22 protein-coding genes and 1 pseudogene are annotated in these 21,904 nt (G+C 63.4%); 15 read left to right on the top strand and 8 right to left on the bottom strand.

Annotated elements, in window-relative coordinates; genetic code table 11:
* The first annotated feature begins 8 nt into the window (after positions 1-8).
* The 3 genes from DIE21_RS08955 (at position 9) to DIE21_RS08940 (ending at position 2,952) form a co-directional block, all read left to right on the top strand.
* Positions 9-686 (top strand): SCO family protein, encoded by a 678-nt coding sequence (locus DIE21_RS08955; protein ID WP_185640599.1) that lies wholly within the window; start codon positions 9-11, stop codon positions 684-686.
* Positions 683-1,306, top strand: coding sequence for a hypothetical protein (locus tag DIE21_RS08950; RefSeq protein WP_124497354.1), 624 nt, complete (start codon positions 683-685; stop codon positions 1,304-1,306). The genes DIE21_RS08955 and DIE21_RS08950 overlap by 4 nt, the downstream gene beginning before the upstream one ends.
* Positions 1,307-2,349: 1,043 nt before the next feature.
* Positions 2,350-2,952, top strand: a complete 603-nt coding sequence (locus DIE21_RS08940) for a hypothetical protein (RefSeq protein WP_124497353.1) — start codon at positions 2,350-2,352, stop codon at positions 2,950-2,952.
* A 346-nt stretch (positions 2,953-3,298) separates the two neighbouring features.
* Here DIE21_RS08940 and DIE21_RS08935 read toward each other — a convergent pair whose 3' ends face one another.
* The gene (locus DIE21_RS08935) at positions 3,299-4,744 is read right to left on the bottom strand and encodes a DEAD/DEAH box helicase (protein WP_185640600.1); all 1,446 of its coding nucleotides are present in this window, start codon (positions 4,742-4,744) and stop codon (positions 3,299-3,301) included.
* Positions 4,745-5,169: 425 nt separating this feature from the next.
* Here DIE21_RS08935 and dapA point away from each other — a divergent pair, with 425 nt between their 5' ends.
* The 8 genes from dapA (at position 5,170) to DIE21_RS08895 (ending at position 13,930) form a co-directional block, all read left to right on the top strand.
* Positions 5,170-6,066 carry a 4-hydroxy-tetrahydrodipicolinate synthase gene (dapA, locus tag DIE21_RS08930; RefSeq protein WP_124497351.1) on the top strand — a complete coding sequence of 299 codons (897 nt, stop codon included), beginning with the start codon at positions 5,170-5,172 and terminating at the stop codon, positions 6,064-6,066.
* Positions 6,067-6,080: 14 nt separating this feature from the next.
* Entirely contained in the window at positions 6,081-7,247 is a 1,167-nt protein-coding gene (locus tag DIE21_RS08925; protein WP_124497350.1) for an iron-containing alcohol dehydrogenase, read from the top strand.
* Positions 7,244-8,521, top strand: coding sequence for a four-carbon acid sugar kinase family protein (locus DIE21_RS08920; protein ID WP_124497349.1), 1,278 nt, complete (start codon positions 7,244-7,246; stop codon positions 8,519-8,521). Before DIE21_RS08925 ends, DIE21_RS08920 begins: the two co-directional genes overlap by 4 nt.
* A gap of 11 nt (positions 8,522-8,532) precedes the next feature.
* Positions 8,533-9,558 (top strand): 4-hydroxythreonine-4-phosphate dehydrogenase PdxA, encoded by a 1,026-nt coding sequence (pdxA, locus tag DIE21_RS08915; RefSeq protein WP_124497348.1) that lies wholly within the window; start codon positions 8,533-8,535, stop codon positions 9,556-9,558.
* A 110-nt stretch (positions 9,559-9,668) separates the two neighbouring features.
* The gene (locus DIE21_RS08910) at positions 9,669-11,087 is read left to right on the top strand and encodes a sodium:solute symporter family protein (protein ID WP_124497347.1); all 1,419 of its coding nucleotides are present in this window, start codon (positions 9,669-9,671) and stop codon (positions 11,085-11,087) included.
* A 22-nt stretch (positions 11,088-11,109) separates the two neighbouring features.
* Positions 11,110-12,297 carry an exo-alpha-sialidase gene (locus DIE21_RS08905; RefSeq protein ID WP_124497346.1) on the top strand — a complete coding sequence of 396 codons (1,188 nt, stop codon included), beginning with the start codon at positions 11,110-11,112 and terminating at the stop codon, positions 12,295-12,297.
* Positions 12,298-12,401: 104 nt separating this feature from the next.
* Positions 12,402-13,208, top strand: a complete 807-nt coding sequence (locus DIE21_RS08900) for a DeoR/GlpR family DNA-binding transcription regulator (RefSeq protein ID WP_124497345.1) — start codon at positions 12,402-12,404, stop codon at positions 13,206-13,208.
* A gap of 11 nt (positions 13,209-13,219) precedes the next feature.
* On the top strand, positions 13,220-13,930 hold the full coding sequence (locus tag DIE21_RS08895) for an SDR family NAD(P)-dependent oxidoreductase (protein ID WP_185642745.1): 711 nt from the start codon (positions 13,220-13,222) through the stop codon (positions 13,928-13,930).
* A gap of 30 nt (positions 13,931-13,960) precedes the next feature.
* On the opposite strand, the gene DIE21_RS08890 is transcribed toward DIE21_RS08895, so the two are convergent.
* On the bottom strand, positions 13,961-15,016 hold the full coding sequence (locus tag DIE21_RS08890) for an aldo/keto reductase (RefSeq protein WP_124497344.1): 1,056 nt from the start codon (positions 15,014-15,016) through the stop codon (positions 13,961-13,963).
* A gap of 76 nt (positions 15,017-15,092) precedes the next feature.
* Positions 15,093-15,683 (bottom strand): flavodoxin family protein, encoded by a 591-nt coding sequence (locus DIE21_RS08885; protein ID WP_124497343.1) that lies wholly within the window; start codon positions 15,681-15,683, stop codon positions 15,093-15,095.
* A 120-nt stretch (positions 15,684-15,803) separates the two neighbouring features.
* On the opposite strand from DIE21_RS08885, the gene DIE21_RS08880 reads away from it, so the two are divergent.
* From DIE21_RS08880 to DIE21_RS08865, 4 genes and pseudogenes are all read left to right on the top strand, one after another.
* Positions 15,804-16,709, top strand: a complete 906-nt coding sequence (locus DIE21_RS08880; RefSeq protein WP_124497342.1) for a LysR family transcriptional regulator — start codon at positions 15,804-15,806, stop codon at positions 16,707-16,709.
* A 316-nt stretch (positions 16,710-17,025) separates the two neighbouring features.
* Positions 17,026-17,307, top strand: a complete 282-nt coding sequence (locus DIE21_RS37690; protein WP_124497341.1) for a hypothetical protein — start codon at positions 17,026-17,028, stop codon at positions 17,305-17,307.
* A gap of 88 nt (positions 17,308-17,395) precedes the next feature.
* Positions 17,396-17,606 (top strand): annotated as a pseudogene (rpsU, locus tag DIE21_RS08870) (30S ribosomal protein S21).
* A 278-nt stretch (positions 17,607-17,884) separates the two neighbouring features.
* Positions 17,885-18,169, top strand: coding sequence for a hypothetical protein (locus DIE21_RS08865; RefSeq protein ID WP_124497340.1), 285 nt, complete (start codon positions 17,885-17,887; stop codon positions 18,167-18,169).
* A gap of 102 nt (positions 18,170-18,271) precedes the next feature.
* On the opposite strand, the gene rpsU (DIE21_RS08860) is transcribed toward DIE21_RS08865, so the two are convergent.
* From rpsU (DIE21_RS08860) to DIE21_RS08840, 5 genes are all read right to left on the bottom strand, one after another.
* Entirely contained in the window at positions 18,272-18,484 is a 213-nt protein-coding gene (gene rpsU, locus DIE21_RS08860) for a 30S ribosomal protein S21 (RefSeq protein WP_091997207.1), read from the bottom strand.
* Between the two features lie 432 nt (positions 18,485-18,916).
* The gene (locus tag DIE21_RS08855) at positions 18,917-19,141 is read right to left on the bottom strand and encodes a hypothetical protein (protein ID WP_124497339.1); all 225 of its coding nucleotides are present in this window, start codon (positions 19,139-19,141) and stop codon (positions 18,917-18,919) included.
* Positions 19,142-19,419: 278 nt separating this feature from the next.
* The gene (locus DIE21_RS08850; RefSeq protein WP_124497338.1) at positions 19,420-19,623 is read right to left on the bottom strand and encodes a cold-shock protein; all 204 of its coding nucleotides are present in this window, start codon (positions 19,621-19,623) and stop codon (positions 19,420-19,422) included.
* Between the two features lie 702 nt (positions 19,624-20,325).
* Positions 20,326-20,838, bottom strand: coding sequence for a lipocalin-like domain-containing protein (locus DIE21_RS08845; RefSeq protein ID WP_124497337.1), 513 nt, complete (start codon positions 20,836-20,838; stop codon positions 20,326-20,328).
* A gap of 281 nt (positions 20,839-21,119) precedes the next feature.
* The gene (locus DIE21_RS08840; protein WP_221622366.1) at positions 21,120-21,593 is read right to left on the bottom strand and encodes a cupin domain-containing protein; all 474 of its coding nucleotides are present in this window, start codon (positions 21,591-21,593) and stop codon (positions 21,120-21,122) included.
* Positions 21,594-21,904: the final 311 nt, after the last annotated feature.

Raw genomic sequence — 21,904 nt, 5'->3', positions numbered from 1 at the left:
AATGACCGATGGAATCGACAGCCATGGAATCTCCGGCACGCTGCCAGCCGCCGAGCCTGCGCGCGGCGGCCTTTGGCTGCCTGGTATTGTGCGTGGCGTTTGTTGTCCTGCTCTCGTGGCTGACGCGGGGCATGCAGGTATGGACGCTGGACGCGCGTCGCGGCGCGATGGCGGCGACGGAACAACTGATGGCCCCGGCAGTGAGCCTGCGCGATGCGCGTGGCAATCCATTCATACCATGGGGTGTGGCGTCGACGTCTGGCGTAGTCTATCTCGTGGATTTCATCTATACACGCTGCAACTCGGTCTGCAACGCGCTCGGTCCGGAGTTCCTCCAGCTTCAGCGCGCTATCGAAGCGCAGGGCCTGGATCGGCGGGTCAGGCTTCTTTCCATCTCCATCGATGCCGGGCGCGACGATTCTCCGAGTCTCGCTGCCTATGAGGCACGGCAGCGCGCCGATGGCCGCATTTGGCGCGTCACCGCGCCGCTGACGACCACCGGACAATCCGCGTTGCTGCGTGCGCTCAATGTGATAGCCATTCCTGACGGGATGGGCGGCTTCGTGCACAACGGGGAGATCCATGTGATCGACCAACGCGGCGTGGTGCTTGGTCTGTGTAACTACGCCGAATTTGGCCAGGCGTTGCAGGTGGCGCAACGCGCAGCGCAAAAGGCGGGGCGATGAAACCCGTATCCACCGTCAAGAGTCCTTACGCGTTCCATCCGTTTGGTTCGGGGATCGCGTGGGGCCTCTTGTGCCTGCCTTTTGTCTTGCTTGCGGCGCCAGTGCGTAATGCGATCGAGTCAGGCATGACGCTCCAGATGCTGACCCAATTTCCGCTCCTAATGGCCTCGGGTTTTGCCGCAACTGCCCTGGTCTCACGCCGCCATGCGGGCAGCCACGCCATGGATGCGCTGATGCGCTTGGGACTTGTGCCGCTGTTGTCTACCTCGCTTTGCCTCATGTTCTGGATGGTGCCGCTTGCGCTGGACTTGGCACGGCTGCATGCGGACGTCAATGCAGCGAAATATGGCTCGCTGCTGGTTGCTGGCGCGGCGCTTCAGCAGGGACTGAAACGGGCACCGGCGGCGGTACTCGTGTTCTTTGCCGGCAATCTGGTCTGGATGCTCGCAACCGTAGGCATGCTGTTTTACGACGCCGAGACCCGGCTGTGCGCCAGCTTTCTCCTGGATGATCAAAGGCTGGCAGGCATTGGCCTGGTCGGCTGTGCCATAGCGATAACCTTTGTGCTCATCCTGCATCTGCACCGGCTCCCGGGATATGGTTTTAGTGCCCCGGATTGACAGTAACGGCAACGCAAAACCCGCCGTTTTACCCGTGCCTGTCCGTGTCCGGTGCCGCAGCCATGACGTCCTTGCCGCCGAGCACGGCGCGAATCGCGTTGGCCTGCACCGGCTTAGATAATCTGCATGACGAACTGAAAAGCCGGTCGCGGCACTCGGGCTGATCGCCGGCGATGCTTGACCTTGATGCCGTTCCTGACTGGCAAAGTGTTCCACCACTCGATACAGGTTGTGGTGCTTGCATACTTGGGCGCAACTCATGATATCGGCGCAGGGTGTCGGCCTTTCGCGAAATCGCTCGTCAACCCGGCGATCAAGCGCCCCTCCCGGCCAACCGGAATCGGCCAACAAGCGTCATCCGCGTGTCCACCCTTACGTTTAAATGACGAGTGCCGGTCTTCGATGCCACGAGCCGCTTCGTCAGCGAGATTATGATCTGCCGAAATGCCTCTATTCCGCATATGAAAATTTCGCAACGTGCATTGTTGCCTGCGACCCCTTCAGCGATTCTCAAGGAAATGTAAAAGGAAGCGGCTCGTCGATCGGTGCCCCGGTCGAAATAGCGACATTACGCCGCACTCCTGATTTGCAGGAACCGCGCCCGGGTCGAACCCTTCGTCTCGCCCATTTCCCGCTCGTAACCCTCTTTGCATTTGGTAACAAGTCGGGTTGATTCGTTGCGACCACATGCCGTAAATTTTGCGGGTCGTCCGGCGACATCCGGCAGTTGGGCGATGTTTCATGCGACATATCAGACATACCGGATACCTGGGTGGTTCGCCATCCGACCCTGCAAGCCCGCACGCCGTGCGGACTTGATCCAGCGGTCGAACTCGCAATGAGTACCGATTCGACCACATGCAGCCCGACAGGCCCCGACGCGCCGTCATTGGCACGCCGAGTTGTTCCCGTCATGCCGGACTGAAGTTGGCGTGACGGCGGGAGTCATTGTCGATCTTTTATATTTACGTCGCACTCCTAATGCACTGAGGAGATTCAACCGGGTTTTCGACGGTATCAATTAACATTGAAGAGGACAGAAAATGGAATTCGTACGAATGGGTATCGTCTTTATTCACCTCATCGCCTGCTGTGTCGCGATTGGTCTCGTGCTGACCAGCGACATCGCGATGGTCAAGCGGCTTTTGAATTCTGACGCGCCCGCCGATCTTTCGCAGGTCAACCTGCCCAGTCTGCAGCACACCGTCACGTTGGCGCTGACGGTGCTTTGGGTCACCGGCATTGCGATCATTGCATTCGATATGCGGACCCAGGGTCTCACGTATCTCCACAATCCCAAGCTGCAGGCCAAGATTGGCATCGTCGCCTTGCTGACCTTCAACGGTATCGCATTGCACTCCATGGTCCTCCCGGCATTGCAGAAAGTGGGGTCCCTGCTGGAGCTTTCCTTTGAACGGCGTATGCTTGCCATTTTCGCGGGCGTGATTTCCGCAGTCTCGTGGTTCTATGCGGCCATGCTGGGCGTCGGGCGCCCGTTGAGCTGGAAGTATTCGTTGTTCCAGATCCTGGCCGCTTACCCTGCCCTGATTGCTGGCGGAATCGCCACCATGTTGTTTATCACGGCACTGGCGAAATCCAGGAAGCCCCTTGAACAGCCGAATACCGAAGAAGTCGTGGCCTATTGATCGTCGGCACCCGAGGGATGCGCACTGCTCGCGGCAGTGTGTATCCCGTTGTCGCACAATCCGCGCTTCGGCTCGCTGGCGCGGGATCGCGAATTTTCGGGCCCAGGCGAGCCCTCGGCGCAGCGGGTACGCCTGAAGAACCGCGACGCGTCGACAACACGCATTCACTGGCGATGACAGCGGACATTCACGGTCGTGATACTCCGGATGTCCGGAAAGCGATCTGCAGCCGCCTCAACGAATCGCCTCCCCGAACGTCCGTACATGGCCGACGATGCAACATGTATCGTCGGCCTGCCAACGGCCGAAAGCCTGCTCCTTGGCTGGCGTCAGCCGTCCCCGCCAATCAGGCTTGACGCTTGCCGCGACCACCGGCAGGTTTGCCAGTCGGCTTGCGTGCCCCCGCAACTGCCTTGCCGGCGGGTTTGCCGCGCGGCTTTTGCACGCTGAACGGGCTACCGTTCAACACGCTTGCGCCTTTACCCGCAGCCCCGGCATGCTGCCCCTCAGGCTTGCGTTTGCCTTCGCCACCTTGCGGCCGCGGCTTTTTCCCGGCCACCGGCATAGCCCCCGCCCCACCTTGCGGCACCTTCGGCTTCTTCGGCTTCTTCGGCTTCTTGATGATCTGCCCCGTCGCGCTGGTTTCCGGCACGCGGTGTTCCGCTTCAAAACCCGGCTCTTCCTCACGGCGCAACGTTTTCCCGATCAGCGCCTCGATCGCGGCCAGCTGCGGTGCTTCATCGGCACATACCAGCGACACCGCCACACCGCTGGCGCCCGCGCGCCCGGTACGGCCAATCCGGTGCACATAGTCCTGCGCGACGATCGGCAGATCGACGTTGATCACCAGTGGCAGATCGTCGATATCCAGCCCGCGCGCCGCCACATCGGTCGCAACCAGCATCTGTACTTCACGCGTCTTGAAGCGCTCGAGCGCACGCAACCGCGCCGGTTGCGGCTTGTCGCCGTGGATGGTGTCGACCGCATAGCCCGCTTCATCCAGCATCGCCGCCAGGTAATCCACGCCATTGCGGGTCTTGACGAACACCAGCGCGTGCTCCCAGTTGTTCTCGGCCACCAGGTGCATGAAGAGGTCCGGCTTGTTCCGCTTGTCCACCGGCACCACCCACTGCTTGATCCTGCTGGCCGTGGCATTGGGCGGGCTGACGCTGATATTGACCGGGCTGCGCAGAATGTTCGCCGCCATCGCGCGGATATCGTCGGTAAACGTGGCGGAGAACAACAGCGTCTGGCGCTGAACAGGCAGCGCAGCAAAGACGGCATCGAGCTCGCGCGCAAAGCCCAGATCGAGCATGCGGTCTGCCTCATCCAGCACCAGCGTCTGGACTTGATCGAACTGCACGGCGTTCTGGCGATTGAGATCCAGCAGACGGCCCGGCGTGGCCACCAGCACATCCACGCCCTTGCGCAACTTCATCATCTGCGGGTTGATGCTCACCCCGCCGTAGGCGGCCAGAAATCGCAAGTCGAGGCCTTTGCCATAAGCGACAAAGCTTTGCAGCAGCTGCTCAGCCAGTTCGCGCGTCGGCACCAGCACCAGCACGCGCGCGCGGTTGCTGGACACCGCCGGGCCGTGTTGCACGAGCCGCTGCAGCAACGGCAGCGCAAACCCCGCCGTTTTGCCCGTGCCGGTCTGTGCCGCGGCCATGACGTCCTTGCCGCCGAGCACTGCGGGAATCGCCTTGGCCTGCACCGGCGTAGGTGTCTGGTAATTGAGGTCCTGCACATTACGCAGCAAGGGGTCGATCAGGCCTAGCGAGGCAAAAGACATGGACGTGTTCCGGGCTAAAACCGCAATTCTAGCGGTTGCCGCGCTGATCGCATCGCGCGGATCGGCGCAGCCTCCCCGCATGCGCGCGGATGTCGTTGACGAGCCCGGGCCGGCGATACCCGCCGCGGCCCAACCGGCCCAAGCCGAACAATTCGCGCATTTCCCTCTTCTGGCGCCGCCAAAATGATCGATTCGATCATATTAGGGTTTTCATTGACTGATTCGGTCACGTGATCAGCTAGAATGCACGCATCGCGCAACGATTTTGATCGAAACAAGCAAGTCCACTGAAGGAAGCGCTGGACGATGCGTTCCGTCATCCGAGTTGCGCTGGCTGGTGCCGGCAAGCGCCCAGCCCCGCTGATTTCTGCCTAACCCATGGAGACGGCGCATGCGCCCGCCGTCCCGCCCGCGATGGAGCACGCATGTCAATTTCGTTCAAGGGGATCGTTCCCGCGCTGATCACGCCGATGACGGCCGACGAGAACGTCGATGAAGACGGCCTGCGCGCACTGGTCGAACGGCTCATCGAGTCGGGCGTGCATGGGCTCTTCGTGCTGGGCACCAATGGCGAATTCATCGCCCTGAGCGAGGAAGAGAAGCTGCGCATCGCGCGCATCGCCGTCAGCCAGGCCCGCTCGCGCGTGCCCGTCATCGCGGGCACCGGCGCCTATGCGACGCGTGACGTGATCGACCTGAACCGGAAAATGACCGAGGTCGGCGTGGATGCCGTTTCGGTGATCACGCCGTACTTCAACGGCGCGACGCAGCCCGAGCTCTACACCCACTACAGGAAGATCGCCGAGGCCACGCCGCTTCCGGTCATGCTCTATACGATTCCCGCGAAGGCAGGCATCACGCTGACGGTCGATACCGTGCGCCGGCTTGCCGAGATTCCGAACATCCGCGGCATCAAGGACAGCGGCGGCGACTTCGATCGCTTGCTGCAACTGATCAACCTGCGGCGCGACGACTTCGCGGTCTTCACCGGCACCGACTCGATGATTCTCTGGACGCTGATCGCGGGCGGCGACGGCGCGGTCGCCGCGACGACCAATGCCGTCCCGCATGTCGTCATGTCCATCTGGAACAAGTTCCAGGCCGGCGATATCGCCGGCGCACGCGCAGCCCAGGAATCGCTGCGTGCGCTGCGCGATGCGTTCGCGCTGGGCACGATGCCCGTCGTGCTGAAAACCGCCGCGCAGATGCTCGGGATGCCTGCAGGCCCCGCGCGGTCTCCCGCCCAGCCGCTCGACGACAGCGCGCGCGAGCGCCTGGCGCAAGCGCTCTCCCTTTACCACGATGCCGCGCGCGGCCACTGAAACAGGTCAACAGCATGACGACTTATCACTTCCAGACAGTCAAGCACATCGTCCACGGCGCCGGCAGCCTCGACACGCTGCCTGACAAGCTGTCGCTGCTCGATACGCCGGTCGAGCGCATCGCGCTGATCACGCAACCCGCGATGGAAGCGCTGGGGGTCGCCGATCGCGTGATCGAATCGCTCAAGGTGAAGGACGTCGAGGTGCGCATCATTCGCGGCGTCGAGCCGGAGCCGACCATCGGCAACGTCGAGACGGTGTACAAGGAGCAGATCGAGCCTTTCGCACCGCAAGCGATTCTTTCCATCGGCGGCGGCAGCGTGCTCGATGCGGCGAAGCTGTTCGCGGTCCGGCTGACCAACGACGAACCGCTGCGCAACTGGCTCGGCATCGACCTCATCAAACACCCCGGCGTGCCGATGATTCTGGTGCCGACGACCGCCGGCACCGGCTCCGAGGTCACCCCCAACGCGATCGTGACGCTGCCGGACGAATCGTTGAAGGTGGGGATCGTCAGCCGTCACCTGCTGCCGCAGATCGTCATTCTGGATGCCGAACTGACGCTCGGCCTGCCGCAGCCGATCACGGCCGCGACCGGCATGGACGCGTTCGTGCACGCGCTCGAATCGTACATCTCGACGAAGGCGAATCCGATCAGCGACATGTATGCGATGGAGTCGATGCGCCTGATCGGCGCGAACATCGTCGACGCGTACGAAAACGGCCAGTCGCTGAAAGCACGCGAAGCGATGATGCTCGGGTCGATGTACGGCGGCCTCGCGCTCACCGCCGCCGGCACGGCCGCCGTGCATGCACTGGCCTACCCGCTCGGCGGGATGTTCAACGTCACGCACGGCGTCGCAAACGCGATGCTCCTGCCGCACGTGATGGCCTTCAATCTCGATGCGATCGAAGGCCGGCTGTCGAACGTTGCGCGCGCACTCGACCTGGCGTCGAACACGGACCCGGACGCGGTCGCGGCACGCAAGCTGATCGACAAGATGGTGGAATGGACGGCTGCCGTCGACATTCCGCAGGACCTGCGCAAGTTCGGCGTGTCCGAAGCGCATCTCGACGCGCTCGCGCTCGCGGCATCGAAGGTCAAGCGCCTGCTCGGCAACAATCCGAAGGCGCTGACGCTCGACGACATGAAGTCCATCTACCGCCGCCTGCTGCCATGAGCCCGCTCGCACAGCACGCAGCACGGCTCCTGATCGTCGCCGACGACCTGTCGGGCGCGGCCGATTGCGCGGTGGCCGGGCTACGGCACGGACTGACGGCGATGGTCCTGCTCGACCCGGAGCACGCACCGGCGCCGACGAGCGGCGTCGGCATCCTGTCGGTCGACGTGGACTCGCGCCGCGCGCCGAGGGACGTGGCCGCCCGACGCAACATCGCCGCCGTCGAGTCGCTGTCGCATGCCGGCACGCGCCTCTACAAGAAGGTGGATTCCACGCTGCGAGGCAATGTCGCGGCGGAGGTCGCCGCGCTGACGTCGCACCTTGGCATGGCGATCGTCTGCCCCGCTTACCCGGCATCCGGACGCACCACGCGGGATGGACGCCAATGGGTTCGCGGCGTGCCCGTCGAAGCAAGCGAATACTGGCGCAACGAGAACATCCCGGGCAAGGCCGATCTGGTTGCGCTGCTTTCGGCCGAGGATCTGCGAGTCGCACACGCGGCAATCGGCGCGGTGCGCGGCGAACCGGACGCGCTCGCGGCACGCATGCGGCAACTGCAAGCCGATGGCGTGCAAGCCGTCGTGTGCGACGCGGAGTCCGATGCAGACCTGCAACGCATCGCCCGCGCATCGGCGAGGCTCGACAACGTGTTCTGGGTGGGCTCGGCCGGCCTGGCCCCCGCCGTCATCGAAACGCTGGCGCCAACCCGAAGCACGACCCGCCCGGCGGCCGGCAGCGAGGATCCGCACGGGCCCGTGCTCACGGTCGTCGGCAGCATGTCGAGCATCTCGCATGCGCAGCTGGACTGCCTCAAGGCCCACGCCGGCGCCAGCCTCGTTGCGCTCGAGGTCGCCGTCTCCGCGCTGGACGACCCGCGCAGCAACGTGACGACGGTCGTATGCGACGCCCTGCGTCGCGGCCGGCACGTGGTGGTCTCGTTGAGCCAGACGCAGCGCGGCGACGTGCAGGACGGCCTGCTGTTCTGCAACCGTCTTGCAGCCTTGCTAGCGCCCGCCGTGCGCTACGCAGGCGCGATCATCGCGACGGGCGGCGAAACGGCGCGCGCACTGCTCACCGCGGCTGGCGCGAGCGCCTTGCGGGTCGTCGACGAAATCGAGGACGGCATGCCGCTGCTCGAATGCCGGCTGCACGGCAGGACACTTCCCGTCGTGACCAAGGCGGGCGGCTTCGGCCAGCCCGCATCGATCCATCACGCGTGGCGCCGGCTTGCGAATGAAGGCAAGACGGCCGATACCGCTCAAACCAATCTGTGAAGGAAACTGCCATGGACAACCGCCCCATCATCGGCATCACCATGGGCGACGCGGCCGGCGTCGGCCCGGAAATCATCATGAAGAGCCTTGCCCATGCGTCCGTGTACGAGCAGTGCCGCCCCGTCGTCATCGGCGACGCCGCGCGCCTGCGGGACGCCGGTCGCCGGGCGGGCATCGAGCTTGACGTTCGCACCGTCGGCAGGCCGTCCGACGGCGCGTTCCGCCTGGGGGTCGTCGATTGCATCGACATGGCGCTCATTCCGGCCGACCTGCCTTATGGAAGGCTCTCCGCGATCGCCGGCGACGCCGCGTATCAATACATCGCGCGCACCGTGGAGCTGACGTCGAAAGGCGAGCTCGATGCGATCTGCACCGCCCCGCTCAACAAGGAAGCGTTGCATGCCGGCGGCCATATATTCCCCGGACACACGGAAATGCTCGCGCATCTGACGGGCATCGACGAGGTGTCGATGATGCTGGTCGCGCCCAACCTTCGCGTGATCCACGTGACGACGCACATCGGCCTGCTCGACGCGATTCGCAAGATCGAGCCGGGCCTCGTGCAGCGCACGATCGAGCGCGCACATGACACGCTGGTTCGCGCCGGCATCGCGAATCCGCGCATCGGCGTATGCGGCATCAATCCCCATGCCGGCGAGAACGGCCTGTTCGGCTACGGCGAAGAGGAGGAGAAGATCGTTCCGGCGGTCCAGGTCCTTCAAGCGCGCGGCTGGGACGTGGAAGGCCCGCTGCCGGCGGACACGCTGTTCTTCCGTGCGGGCCGCGGCGATTTCGACGTGGTCGTCGCGATGTATCACGACCAGGGACACGGGCCGGTGAAGGTGATGGGCCTCGAAGCCGGCGTGAACGTGACGGTCGGCCTGCCGGTCATCCGCACGTCGGTCGACCACGGCACCGCCTTCGACATCGCCGGCAAGGGCATCGCCGACGAACGCAGCATGCTGGAGGCCTTCCGCCAGGCCGTGGACCTCGCGACGCGGCGCAACGAGCCGTCACCCGTGGCGAGCGCCGCCTGAGCCGCACATGTAACGACACGCATCGACCAAGGGGCGAGACCGGCAGGAACATGCCGGATCGCCCGACGCACCCGAACGCATATCAACCGAAGGTAACGTGGAGACAAACGATGGCCACCTTCAGTTATTGGGAAACAGCCACCATCATCGGCATGGTTGTCACCTACATTGTGATTACGAGCCTGATCAGCATTCGCCTGCGCAGCCGCAATTCCGAACAGTTCATGGTGGCCGGGCGCTCGATGCCCGCGCTGGTGGTCGCCATCCTGCTGATGTCGGAATTCATCGGCGCCAAATCGACGGTCGGGACTTCGCAGGAAGCCTTCTCGGCCGGCATTGCCGCTTCGTGGTCGGTCCTGGCGGCAGCCATCGGCTTCCTCTTCTTCGGGCTGTTCATGGCCAAGCGCCTGTATGCGTCCGGTGAATTCACCATCTCCGGGTTCATCGCCCAGCGCTACGGCCACGGTGCGAAACTCGCCGTCTCGGCGATCATGATCTACGCGCTGTTCGTGGTGAACGTCGGCAACTACGTGAGCGGTGCGGCGGCGATCTCGACGGTCATGCGCATCAACCTGCCGACGGCCGCCGTCATCACCGCCATCGTCAGCACCATCTACTTCGTGTGGGGCGGCCTCAAGAGCGTCGCGTACCTGACGATCGTCCACAGCGCCGTGAAGCTGCTCGGCATCGCCATCCTGGTCGGCGTCGCGTGGAAGCTGTCGGGCGGCATCAAGCCGATGGCGCAGAACATGCCCGCGCACTATTTCACGTGGACAGGGTCGCTGTCGGGCGGCACGATCGGCGCATGGATCATCGGCACGGCCGGCGCCATTTTCTCGACGCAGTTCATCATCCAGGCCATCTCGGCAACCCGCAGCCCCGAGGGTGCGCGCGCGTCGTCGCTGATCGCCGCGCTCCTGTGCGTGCCGATCGCGATCGCGCTCGGCTTCATCGGCGTCGCGGCCAAGTACCTGTATCCGGACATCAAGAGCCTGTACGCGCTGCCGGTGTTCCTGCAGCACATGAACCCGATCCTGGCCGGCATCGTCACGACGTCGCTCGTGGCCTCCATCTTCGTGAGCGTCTGCACCGTCGCGCTGGCGATCGCTTCGCTGATCGTCAAGGACTTCTATGTGCCCCGCTTCAAGCCGACGCCCGACGTCGAACTGAGAATGACGCGCTGGATCTCGCTGGTCGTCGGCTTCCTCCCGCTGATCTTCGTGCTGTTCGTCCCGCAGATCCTCGCGCTGTCGTTCTTCAGCCGCGCGCTGCGCCTGTCCGTATCGGTCGTCGCGCTGATCGGCATCTACCTGCCGTTCTTCAGCGGCAAGCGCGGCGCCGTCTCGGCGCTCATCGTCGCGACGGTCGCCACGACGGCCTGGTACCTGCTCGGCAACCCGTTCGGCATCGACAACATGTACGTCGCACTCGTGACGCCCGCGATCGTGCTGATCATCGGCAAGCTGTTGTTTCATGGCGAGGGCTCGAACCTTCGCGACAAGCCGCTCACGCATCGCGAATCGCACTAACCTCGCCACTCGAGAACATTTCATGAGCACGAATCTCGTTGAAGCGCCGAGCACCGCGTCGGACCACTGCGTTCGCACGGCGTATGCCGACGCGGAACGGCAAGAAGCGTTTCTGCCGACCGCCTGCGTGCAGAACCACGCGGCCAACCTGCACTGCCTCGACAACGGCGACCTGCTGTGCGTCTGGTTCGGCGGTACCCAGGAAGGCATTCCCGACGTCTCCATCTACCTGTCGCGTCTCGCGGCCGGGACGAACGCGTGGTCGCCGCCCCGGAAGCTGTCGGACGACCCGACCCGCTCGGAACAGAACCCGGTGCTGTTCACCGCACCGGACGGCCGCCTGTGGCTGATCTACACCGCGCAACTGTCCGGCCATCAGAACACCGCGATCGTTCGCCGCCGCGTGTCGACGGACGGCGGGCTCACCTGGGGCCCCGTCGAAACCCTGTTCGATCGCCCGGGGACGTTCGTCCGCCAGCCGATCATCGCCCTCGACGACGGCACGTGGATTTGCCCCGTCTTCCTGTGCCGCACGGAGCCCGGCGAGCGCTGGGTCGGCAACGACGACGTCAGCGCGGTCATGGTCTCCGACGACCAGGGCGCGTCGTGGGCGCTGCATGACGTACCGGACAGCGTCGGGTGCGTGCACATGAACGTTCACGTGCTGCACGACGGCTCGCTGCTGGCGCTTTACCGCAGCCGCTGGGCGGACTTCGTCTACGCGAGCCGCTCGACGGATGGCCGCGCGTGGAGCCGGCCCGAGCCGACCGGGGTGCCGAACAACAACTCGTCGGTTCAGTTCACGGTGTTGCACAACGGTCACCTCGCACTCGTGTTCAACGAGAGCGATGCGTCGCACGGCAACGAGCGGCGCGCGTCCCTGTACGACGACATCGAAGACTCGGAGGACAGCGGCGAGCTGCGCGACCAGAAGGCGTCCGCGCGCGGCACCGCCTTCTGGGGCGCGCCGCGCGCGCCGATGTCGCTGGCCATCTCGGAAGACGGCGGCAGGACCTGGCGGCGCCGCCGCAACCTGGAAATCGGCGACGGGTACTGCATGACCAACAACTCCGCGGACCAGCGCAACCGCGAGTATTCGTATCCGTCCATCGTGCAGTCGCGCGACGGAGCATTGCACATCGCCTTCACCTGGTTCCGCCAGAAGATCAAGTACGTGCGCGTCGACGAAGCGTGGGTTCGCGGTCGATGACGCCCGCCGGTGCAACTGGCCCGTCACTGCGGCAATTCGATAAACTTGTCGGTCGGGATGCGCGGACTTGCGCGCCAATGCGATCAGACCAGGAATTCACGCACATGAAAGTGACCAGGCGCCGGGAGGCGATGCTGCAGGCCGTGCTCGGTGGCATGACGGACGTTGCGACGTTGTGCGAGCACTTCGGAATGTCGGAAGCGACCGTTCGCCGGGATCTGCGTGCGCTCGCGAGCGACCGTCGCATTCTGCGCACGTACGGCGGCGCCGCCGCGGTCGGCGGCCATGAGCCGGAGCTCTCGCTCGAGGAGCGGCGCGTCAGTTCGCAGGAGCAGAAGGAAGCGATCGCGCACGCGGCGAGCGCGTTCGTCGAGGACGGCGACACCGTGTTCCTCGACGGCGGCACCACGACCGCGGCGCTGGCGCGCCTGCTTGCCGGCCGGACAGCCGTTCACGTCGTCACCAACAACCTGCTGGTCGTGAGCCCGCTCGCGTCGTCAGGTGTTCCGGTGACGGTGATCGGCGGCGACGTCCGCTCGTCCAGCATGAGCACGATGGGGCCGCTCGCGCAGATCGCGCTGAGCCGCCTGAGCGTCGACAAGGCGTTCCTCGGCGCCGACGGCGTGGTCGCCGAACTGGGGTTGTGCGAGGCGAGCAGCGAGCAATCGTATCTGAAGGAGTGCGTGATGCGGCAGGCCGCCGAGGTCTACGTGCTCGTGACCGCGGACAAGCTCGGGCGCGCGAGCCAGCAGCACTGGACGCCGCTCGAGCGCGACTGGACGCTCGTGACGGATGACGCAGCCCTGCCCGAGCAGCTCGACCCGTTCCATTCGCAGGCGCGGATCACGGTTCATGCGGTCAGCACGAAGGCGACGCCTGCATCCGCCGGGTCAACGCAGGTTCAACCGTAGCAGGAGCAATCGTGGGTCGATTGGAGCAGACGGGTTCGGGTTCGGGTTCGCGCCATGCAGTCGTCACGGGCGCATCGTCGGGAATCGGACGGGCCATCGTCGACCGTCTGCTGTCCGACGGCTGGCGCGTCACGGGACTGTGCCGCTCCCACATTGAAACGACCCGCGATGCGCTGAACATCGTGCCGGTCGACGTCACCGACTTCGCGGTCCTCGGGCCCGTATGCGACGAACTGGGTGCGGCGGACGCGCTGGTGCATGCGGCCGGTTTCATGCGTACCGCGCCGCTCGGTCAGCTGTCACACGAGGACGGAACGGCAATGTGGCGCCTGCACGTCGAGTCCGCCACCTTTCTCGCCGATCGTCTGGTGCCGCGGATGCCCGCCGGCGGACGCATCGTGCTGCTGGGCAGCCGCACCGCCAGCGGCGCGGCCACGCGCAGCCAGTATGCGGCGACCAAATCCGCGCTGGTGGGCCTGGCGCGGTCCTGGGCTGCGGAACTCGCGCCGAAGGGCATCACCGTCAATGTCGTCGCGCCCGGCGCGACGGACACGCCGTTCCTGCGTGATCCGGCGCGCGCGGCAACGCCTCCCCGCCTTCCGCCGATCGGACGATTCATCACGCCCGAGGAAGTCGCCGCGCTGACCGGCTTCCTGCTGAGCCCGGACGCGAGCGCGATCACGGGGCAGCAGATCGTCATGTGCGGCGGTGCATCGCTTTGACGCGCAGGGATGGATCCGGCGTTGCCGGTCCTATTGCGATGCGGTGCGCGTGAACGGCCGGGGGAGCCTGCCCGCCGCCTGACGATCGATCATCCAGCCGGGATAACAGGGCGGCAAGGCACTCACGGCGTCGAGATGCGCAAGCTCGTCGTCGGTCAGGACGACATCGACCGCGCCGAGATTGTCGTCGAGTTGCTCGACCCGTTTGGCACCGATGATGACGCTCGTGACATGCGGCTTGGCGAGTAGCCATGCGAGCGCGATCCGGGCGACCGAGACACCTCGCTCATCGGCGATCGCGCGCATCGCTGCGACGCACGGCCAGGCCCGCTCGAGATCGACCGGCGGGAAATCGAAATGGCTGCGCCGCGACCCTTCTTCGGTCGGCGCCCCGGGACCAAACTTCCCCGAAAGCAATCCGCCGGCGAGCGGCGACCAGACGAGCAGCCCCATCCGCTCCTCGATCGCGAGCGGCACCAGTTCGCGCTCCACGTCACGTCCGGCGATCGAGTAGTAGGCCTGGAGCGTCTCGAAGCGCGTCGCACGAAGCGCTTCGCTGAGTCCGAGCGCCTTGCCGATCTTTCCGGCGCGCCAGTTCGAGACACCGACATGGCGAACCAGCCCCTGGCGCGTCAGATCGTCGAGCGCGCGCAGCGTCTCTTCGATCGGCGTGACGGAATCGTTCGCATGGATCTGGTAAAGGTCGATATGGTCGACCTGCAGTCGTTCCAGGCTTCGCTGCACGGAATCCATGATGTGGCCGCGCGACGCGCCCTGATCGTTGGGTTTCGGGCCCATCACGCCGGCCGTCTTCGTCGCCAGCACGATCTCGCCGCGCGGCACGCCGAGATCCCGCAGTGCTTGTCCGACGAGGCGTTCCGACTGACCGAACGAGTAAATGTCGGCGGTATCGATGAAGTTGATTCCCTCGGCCAGTGCGCGGGAGATCAGCCGGGTCGCGTCGTCCTGGCCGACCGCGCCGATCGCCGCCCACATGCCGGCATCGGCATTGCCGCCCAGCGTCATCGTGCCGAGACACAGCTCGGAGACATACAGGCCGGTGCGGCCCAGTTGCTTGTATTTCATGCCCGTTTCCTTCTGGATTAATTGGCTGGAAGGAATGCGGCGGCGTCCGGTCCGGCGCGCCCCGCATACCCGGATTTCAGCTGATTCGAGCTTGCCCTGCCCGAAACTGTCCGGCGATCGTTGCGACGCGTGCGCCATAGCGGCGTGCCGTCTCGAGGTCCCCCGCCGACATCTCGCCGGGCGACGCGTCGGCCGGCGTCTGCGCCATCGGCGCGAGATAGGCACCCATGCGATTCAGGTCGTCGCGCATCGAGGCCTTCAGGTTGGCCGGCTTGATGTCCATGCTCGCCCAGATGCCGCCATGCTGCCCGGCGAGCAGCACGAAGTATTCGAGCGTATTGAGCTTGTCGCCGTTGATGCTTGCGCTGTTGGTAAAGCCGCCGAAGATCTTGTTGCGCCACGCGCCGTCGAACCAGGCCTTCGACGATGCGTCGGCGAACTTCTTGAACTGCCAGCTGGGGCCGCCCATGTAGGTCGGCGAGCCGAACAGGATGGCATCGGCGCCGGCAAGCGCAGCCCACGCGTCCTCTGCAATATTTCCGTCGGCGTCGATGGCGACGAGTACGGCGCCGGCGCCCTCGGCGGCGGCCCTCGCCATGCGTTCGGTATGCCCATAGCCGGAGTGGTAGACGACGACCGCCTTAACCGGCGTGGTGTGTTGCGTCATGGTTGCGCCCTTTCGTTCAGGTTGCCGTCGGGGATGACGACATCGGAAAGCACTCTACTGAGTCGCAACTGCGTTATAAATGACGACCGATTGAACGTTCTGTTACTCCCAGGGTGAACAATGCAAAACCTTGACGCGCTTTTGATCTTTGCCCGTGTCGCCGAGATGACGAGCTTCACGCGGGCCGCCGAAAGCCTGGGCATCCAGAAAGGACGTGTGTCGATGGTGATCCGCAGGCTCGAGCGCGACGTGGGCGTTGCGCTGTTGCATCGGACCACGAGAAGCGTGCAGCTGACCGAGGACGGACGCGCCTTCTATGCGCGCGCCCGGGACCTGCTGGCCGAAGTACAGGAATTGCAATCGATGTTCTCCGGCAACGGCACACGCCTGCGGGGAAGGTTGCGCGTCGACATGCCGACCGAGCTGGCACGCAGCGTCGTGGTTCCCGCATTACCGCAACTGATGGCGGTGCATCCCGAGCTGGAGCTCGAGCTTTCGAGCACCGATCGGCGTGTCGATCTCGTCCAGGAAGGATTCGATTGCGTGATCCGTCTGGGTCCGATCGTGGACGAGACGCTGGTCGCCCGGCCGTTGGGCCGGCTGCGGATGATCAATGCGGCGAGCCCCGGCTATCTGGCGCGGTATGGCGTCCCGCACACGCTCGACGATCTGCTCGACCAGGGACACCGGATGGTCCACTACACGCTGACACTCGGTGCCCGGCATCCCGGATGGGAATATCCGAACGGCAACGGCTACGCGACGCTTGCATTGCCGAGCGCGATGCAGGTCAACAGCGTGCAGACGTATCACGCGGCAGGGCTTGCCGGCATCGGGTTGATCCAGGCCGGCTATTCAGGGGTCGCGAATCACATCGAAAGCGGTGCGCTGGTGGAGGTGCTGCCGGATCTGCGTCCCGAGCCGCTCGCCGCGTCGCTCGTCGTGGCCCATCGGCGCAATCTGTCGCCGCGCGTGCGGGCGTTCATGGACTGGATCGAGGGGGTGTTGGCGCCGTATTTCGATTGAGGGGGGTGTGGGGGTTGGGGGAGGCGGAGGGGACGTGGTTGGCTTGCGCGGAGCATGGTTGTCGCGAGGACATCGGCGCTGGAATGTAAACGGGCGGGAAAAAATGGCCTATAGCGTCCAGCCGAAGCAGCCGCTTTCGACTGCGGATTCAACCCATCTTTGCCACTCGCTCAGCGGCCCAGTCAAGGGCAGCTTCTAGGGACAATCAGCCGTTCAAATGACTGAGCACAAGGGTCCTGGCGTCGTCGATCCGTCGGTCTTTTCGCGCGACAAAAGGCGTGTATAGTCAGGGATCCCCTTGTCTGAGAAAATTGTTATGTCGACTCTACAACCGAGCATCTACAAGGGGTTCGAACTTTATCCGTTGGTATTTTCACGCCCGTTCCCCCGTTTTGATGCGCATTCCAGGTATGCGGAAGGCTATGACGTTGCGGTACGCATTTGTCGAGCCGGGGCCGGGCCACACGGTAGCCGTGTGTTTCGGCTCCAGTTGGAGAACGCCGTCTCCGACTTCGGAGTAGCCAGAAGGAGCGCCTATCAGCGAGGCAGAGATATCATCGACGGAAAAGTGAATGGCGCATCCGTTGCCGACTTGTAACTAGCTCACGCACCAACAGCGACGAACATCCTCCACACGTTCGTATGTGAGGCCGACTACGTCGTTCGAGGCGAGCTCAAGGTTTGATTTGACTCCAACTCCCAAGCTAAATGAACCGCTCGAAGTCGCGCTGCGCCACTTCCGCAGCGGCCATTGAAAATACCGGTTTGCGGAAGGAACTGCGATCGCGGATGGCTTATGAAAAACCGACGGCCGAACGCAAGCGTAAGAAGGCAACTGCCGTTGCGCGGCAGCGCCAGCGCATTCGGCGGTCAAAACTGCCAAAGAAGATGTATTGAGGCAGTTCGATTTGCCGGTCGATGCAGCTAGGTGCCGCCAGCGCGAAGTGGCTGCGGTCCGGGGCCACGTCGGCAATGACGTAACGCACGGAAGACACGGATCGTCGCTGCGTCGATACGCCCAGTAGGGGATACAGCAAGCACGGCCCGATATCGGCGCCGCCCCCGCCAACGCGACGATTCGTTTCGGGCGGAGGCCCAATCAGATCGAACGGCAGTCGGAAGCGGTCAAAACAAGCCGCTCATACGATGAAGGCCGGACGAAGCCGGAGCAGTCAATGAGAATCGACCGACATTCCGTTCCTCATTATCTGGTTATTCGAACTGGTTGCGCGCCCTACGTCTTGAATGCCGATCGCCGGTTGCTTCGCCGCGAAGCAAGTCGCCAATTGTGCGCGTTCGCCAAGGCGCGCGGCAAGCTGACGTCCATCGAGGACGTGCTTTGGGACAGCTTCGCCGACATCGAAGGCTTCTCAATGACCGAACGTCAGTGCCCGTGTTTCTACACCCTGGTTCAAGGAAATGAGACCGAGCACCAACTGAGATTGTTAACTACTCTGTGACGTCGTAAGGGCCCTGTTTGCCGGTTCCCCATGGGAGGTTACGCGAGATGCCCGGCTGGACACTAGACGGCCGCTTCAGCATGGCTGCCCGGCAGTTCCCGGTCAGTACCGCTTTTTCGGCGGCAACGACCGTTTGATCTGCTTGCGCAGGCGTGCCACTGCAGCAGCCTTTTTGCGTTTGCGTTCTGCCGTAGGTTTTTCATAGGCTGTCCGGGCACGAAGCTCTGGAATTAAGCCGGTGCGCTCGATAGCGCGACGGAAACGGCGTAATGCAACTTCCACGGGCTCGTCGGGTTTCAGAATTACGGTAGTCAATTTTTTCCTTTGTTGACATCCGGCAGCAATGGCCAGTGGTGATGTAGATGTGCACGCAGCGTCGTGGCACAGATAGGTACGCGAGGGGATTGGTCAGGCACAGCGGCTCGCGCAATACCGGTCCGATGCGAGTCGGGGCGTGCAGTCCAGCGAGCACTGTTACCGCTGGCTTCACAGGACTACCAATCAAAGGAAGATACGCGACTAACCAACACGCGTCTTTTCGGTGCTGTGCGAAGCGAACTAGCCCCGTATTGTAACCGAAGGCCGCCATCTGCCCCGCCACTATCGGCGGAGCCAGAAGGAAGGGGGTTGTCAGCCATGCGTGCCGACGATGCGCAGTTCGGGATCCCGCGTGATGTTCGGGCGCGCCTTGTTGCACCTACCGTGGTGCCTCAGATGCGTTGGGTGTTTCGAGCCGTGGCGTCGTCTTTAGCCGCGCGTGTCGACCCAGTTGCGTGCCCAGTGGGTCGAGTGCTGCAACGCCTGATCTTCACTCTTGAAGTAATCGAGCGAATAGAACCAGTAGCGGCCTTCCGCTCGCGCGCTATCGATGCATTCGAGCAGCAGGTTGGATGAAAAGCTACCGTCGGGCAAACAATGCGCCGAAGGTTGGACGGCATAGCCGTTGTATTGTTGAATTTGTTTGTCTTGCATTTTAATTTTAATGATATTTGAGTGCGCGCGTGCCGTGCGAAAAGTACACGGGTGCGCAGATTCAAAGCCATTCGAGCCGAATTCTGGCGCAGTCGAAAAGCGAAAAATGGCGTTGAAACCTGAGGGGAGAATGAGGTGCAACGAGGCGTATGGCGCTTGGCAAGCTGCTCAATAAACAGATGCCAACCAGGAGCGATCGCGCCAACTGAGGGAGACAAAGCTCCGCGAGGGTGTCGCTGCAACCCGGCATCCGTCGCGGGAGGCCGGGCCCTTCAACTTTACAGCGGCTTGATGTTAGCAGCTTGCAGTCCCTTCGGGCCTTGCTTCGTTTCGAAGCTCACCTTCTGATTTTCAGTCAGCGTCTTGAAGCCGTCGCCCCTGATTTCGGAGAAGTGAGCGAACAGGTCGTCACCGCCCTTGTCCGGGGTAATGAAGCCAAAGCCTTTGCTGTCGTTGAACCACTTAACGGTGCCGGTATCCATGAAGAATCCTTGAGGAAAAATACGAAGATTTACTCTGTTAAAGAGTGTGTGAAGCTTCAAGGAGGGAGAGGACAACGAATACCGCTGAGGAGCGAGCAATTGATGAACAGCAATCGAACTTCTTGAACTTCGGACGCCGACGGTACCCGCCGGGTGGTGCCAGCGTCAATACTTATCTTGTAACTGTTTTACTAGGCGGCCCGTTCTGCAGACGAAGCGATGCGGCCTGCCTGGCTGCGCACCCTTGCCTGGCATGGCGTGCAGGTTAGACAGAGGCGGCGGGCAGGCACAAGCTTAGGGCGGCACCGCACCTACTACGACGAGATCGAACAGACGGAGCTGCGCACCGCACCCGCTAAATTTGTACCAGATCAGCGGACTGACTGGCCGTTTCCAAGGCACAGCCGACGCCGGAATGACTGGGCTGCGTTCCAAGTGAAGGGCGCTTCATGGCCGGTAGCTGCCAGACACGGCCGGCCGTAGCCGACCCACTACCGTCACTGACCCTACGAAAACCAGACGTCCGAATTAACAGTCGGCCGGCACCCGGCCGAACGCTGGATTAGCCTCAACGTGGTACCCATCTTTCCGATCGATTGCTTTGCTTGCCGGTATCGATGCAGCACGCCAAGACGGGGCGGTTCACTTTGGGCTCGGTCATCCCCGGGGGCACGACGGCGACTACCCGGCCCGCGCTCGAAGTCATTTGGCTCGCCTCAGCACGACCTCTCCCGAGCCGCCCCCGGAGGCTGCAGGCGTCGTCCACCTGAGCTCATCGCCCGAGAGGACGAACGGCCTGCGCTGCTCGACCCCGTTCCAGTTCGGGAACGTGCTCGTATCGATGCGAAAGGTGATGGTTTTATCTGCTTCGTTGACGACGTAAGTGCCGAAGTGGGCGATCGAACCTTGCACCACGGCGCGGTATTCCTCCGCACTGCCCTTCATTCGATCGTTGGATTCGTATTTGGGCAAGTCGCCGCGCGAATTCACCAGCGCGTAGTGGCCATGGCCATCAAAGATCACCAGACCGTGGGGATTGGGCCCGTACATGGGGGTGCGGCTGCCATCCGGACGGACGGTATCGACGGAGACATACGTCCATGCGCCGGCCAGTTGCTGGTCCAGTGACTGCTGGCTCAACGCGACGCCGGATTGAAGCGTGAGTCCCAGAAGCACCAGTCGCGAAACGGCGCGGACGATGTGGATGTGATTCACGGAACGCCTCCTCGCGCAAAGCAACCCGTAACGACAAATATAGGATGCAGCCAAGTAAAGACAGGAGGTAATCGCCGCCGGGACGAATGCCCCGCGCACAAGCGCGCCCGCGTGGCGATCGCAGCCACCGCGATAAGGACTACTGGTCAAAGGCCGCTATTTGGTGCAATTGGCTACGGTCATGGTTGGGCCGTAGCTGCCAGATACGGTGGGCTCTAGTCGACCCGAAGCGGTCCTTCGCGCGCTTGCGCCCAGACGTTCAGACGTCGGGACTGAAAGGCTCATTTTTTCCTGGGATCGTCAGCAGGATTGACGTAGGTGATACCCCACGGCCCCTCCACGTTGAGCTGGACGACGGTTTCTTCCTTGGTCCAGGCGAAGTGGTGCATTTTGGGCTGCATCACGATAACGCTGCCCGGGCCCAATGACCTTGTCTTTTCCGGCTCGAGCTTGTCGCCCATGCCGTAGTTGAAAGTCCCGGATAACACGGTTACCCGCTCGATCCCCGGGTGCCAGTGGGGCGCCACCTTGGCGTCGGCCGGGAGTTTAATGCGCGCTATGATGGGCCCCTTTTTATCCATTTTTCCTTCGATGACCGCAATCTGGGCGCCGGGCAACAGGGGGAAATCCGACCATTTGAGCTCATCCGGGGTGGCAATAATGATGTGGCTTGTCGATTGCGCCCAGCCTGCAATGGGGACGGCCAGGCAGGCCGCGACCAACAAGGCGGGAATGGAGAAGTGATTGTTCTTCACAGTGCTCTCCTTGGGACGACTGGAGCGGCCAGGTAGACCGCCATCTCAGGCTTCGCCACTTCTCGTATCGACGCCGTTGCTCATCAGCATGATGCCGTTCGCAGCGAAGCAAATTCAAACATAGAAGAAGCAGAAAGAGGTGCAAATGAGGGAAACCCGGAACCCTGGCGCTCCATACGCGAATGTCCGAAACTGGCGGCGGACAAATGGCATCACGTCCCTCGCAAATTCGCAAACTGAAAAAGAAGCCAGCGCCATTGATCCCCGGGCCGGCTTCTTCGTCGAAGCTGCACGTCAGACGTTCGCGTCAT

It is taken from the genome of Burkholderia sp. Bp9140, assembly GCF_003853425.1.
Taxonomy (GTDB): domain Bacteria; phylum Pseudomonadota; class Gammaproteobacteria; order Burkholderiales; family Burkholderiaceae; genus Burkholderia.
This window is presented reverse-complemented; position numbering and strand designations above follow the sequence as displayed.

Coding starts and splice junctions, on each gene's coding strand:
- DIE21_RS08955 (WP_185640599.1), top strand. CDS start 9: ATGGAATCGACAGCCATGGAATCTCCGGCACGCTGCCAGCCGCCGAGC.
- DIE21_RS08950 (WP_124497354.1), top strand. CDS start 683: ATGAAACCCGTATCCACCGTCAAGAGTCCTTACGCGTTCCATCCGTTT.
- DIE21_RS08940 (WP_124497353.1), top strand. CDS start 2,350: ATGGAATTCGTACGAATGGGTATCGTCTTTATTCACCTCATCGCCTGC.
- DIE21_RS08935 (WP_185640600.1), bottom strand. CDS start 4,744: ATGTCTTTTGCCTCGCTAGGCCTGATCGACCCCTTGCTGCGTAATGTG.
- dapA (WP_124497351.1), top strand. CDS start 5,170: ATGTCAATTTCGTTCAAGGGGATCGTTCCCGCGCTGATCACGCCGATG.
- DIE21_RS08925 (WP_124497350.1), top strand. CDS start 6,081: ATGACGACTTATCACTTCCAGACAGTCAAGCACATCGTCCACGGCGCC.
- DIE21_RS08920 (WP_124497349.1), top strand. CDS start 7,244: ATGAGCCCGCTCGCACAGCACGCAGCACGGCTCCTGATCGTCGCCGAC.
- pdxA (WP_124497348.1), top strand. CDS start 8,533: ATGGACAACCGCCCCATCATCGGCATCACCATGGGCGACGCGGCCGGC.
- DIE21_RS08910 (WP_124497347.1), top strand. CDS start 9,669: ATGGCCACCTTCAGTTATTGGGAAACAGCCACCATCATCGGCATGGTT.
- DIE21_RS08905 (WP_124497346.1), top strand. CDS start 11,110: ATGAGCACGAATCTCGTTGAAGCGCCGAGCACCGCGTCGGACCACTGC.
- DIE21_RS08900 (WP_124497345.1), top strand. CDS start 12,402: ATGAAAGTGACCAGGCGCCGGGAGGCGATGCTGCAGGCCGTGCTCGGT.
- DIE21_RS08890 (WP_124497344.1), bottom strand. CDS start 15,016: ATGAAATACAAGCAACTGGGCCGCACCGGCCTGTATGTCTCCGAGCTG.
- DIE21_RS08885 (WP_124497343.1), bottom strand. CDS start 15,683: ATGACGCAACACACCACGCCGGTTAAGGCGGTCGTCGTCTACCACTCC.
- DIE21_RS08880 (WP_124497342.1), top strand. CDS start 15,804: ATGCAAAACCTTGACGCGCTTTTGATCTTTGCCCGTGTCGCCGAGATG.
- DIE21_RS37690 (WP_124497341.1), top strand. CDS start 17,026: ATGTCGACTCTACAACCGAGCATCTACAAGGGGTTCGAACTTTATCCG.
- DIE21_RS08865 (WP_124497340.1), top strand. CDS start 17,885: ATGAGAATCGACCGACATTCCGTTCCTCATTATCTGGTTATTCGAACT.
- DIE21_RS08855 (WP_124497339.1), bottom strand. CDS start 19,141: ATGCAAGACAAACAAATTCAACAATACAACGGCTATGCCGTCCAACCT.
- DIE21_RS08850 (WP_124497338.1), bottom strand. CDS start 19,623: ATGGATACCGGCACCGTTAAGTGGTTCAACGACAGCAAAGGCTTTGGC.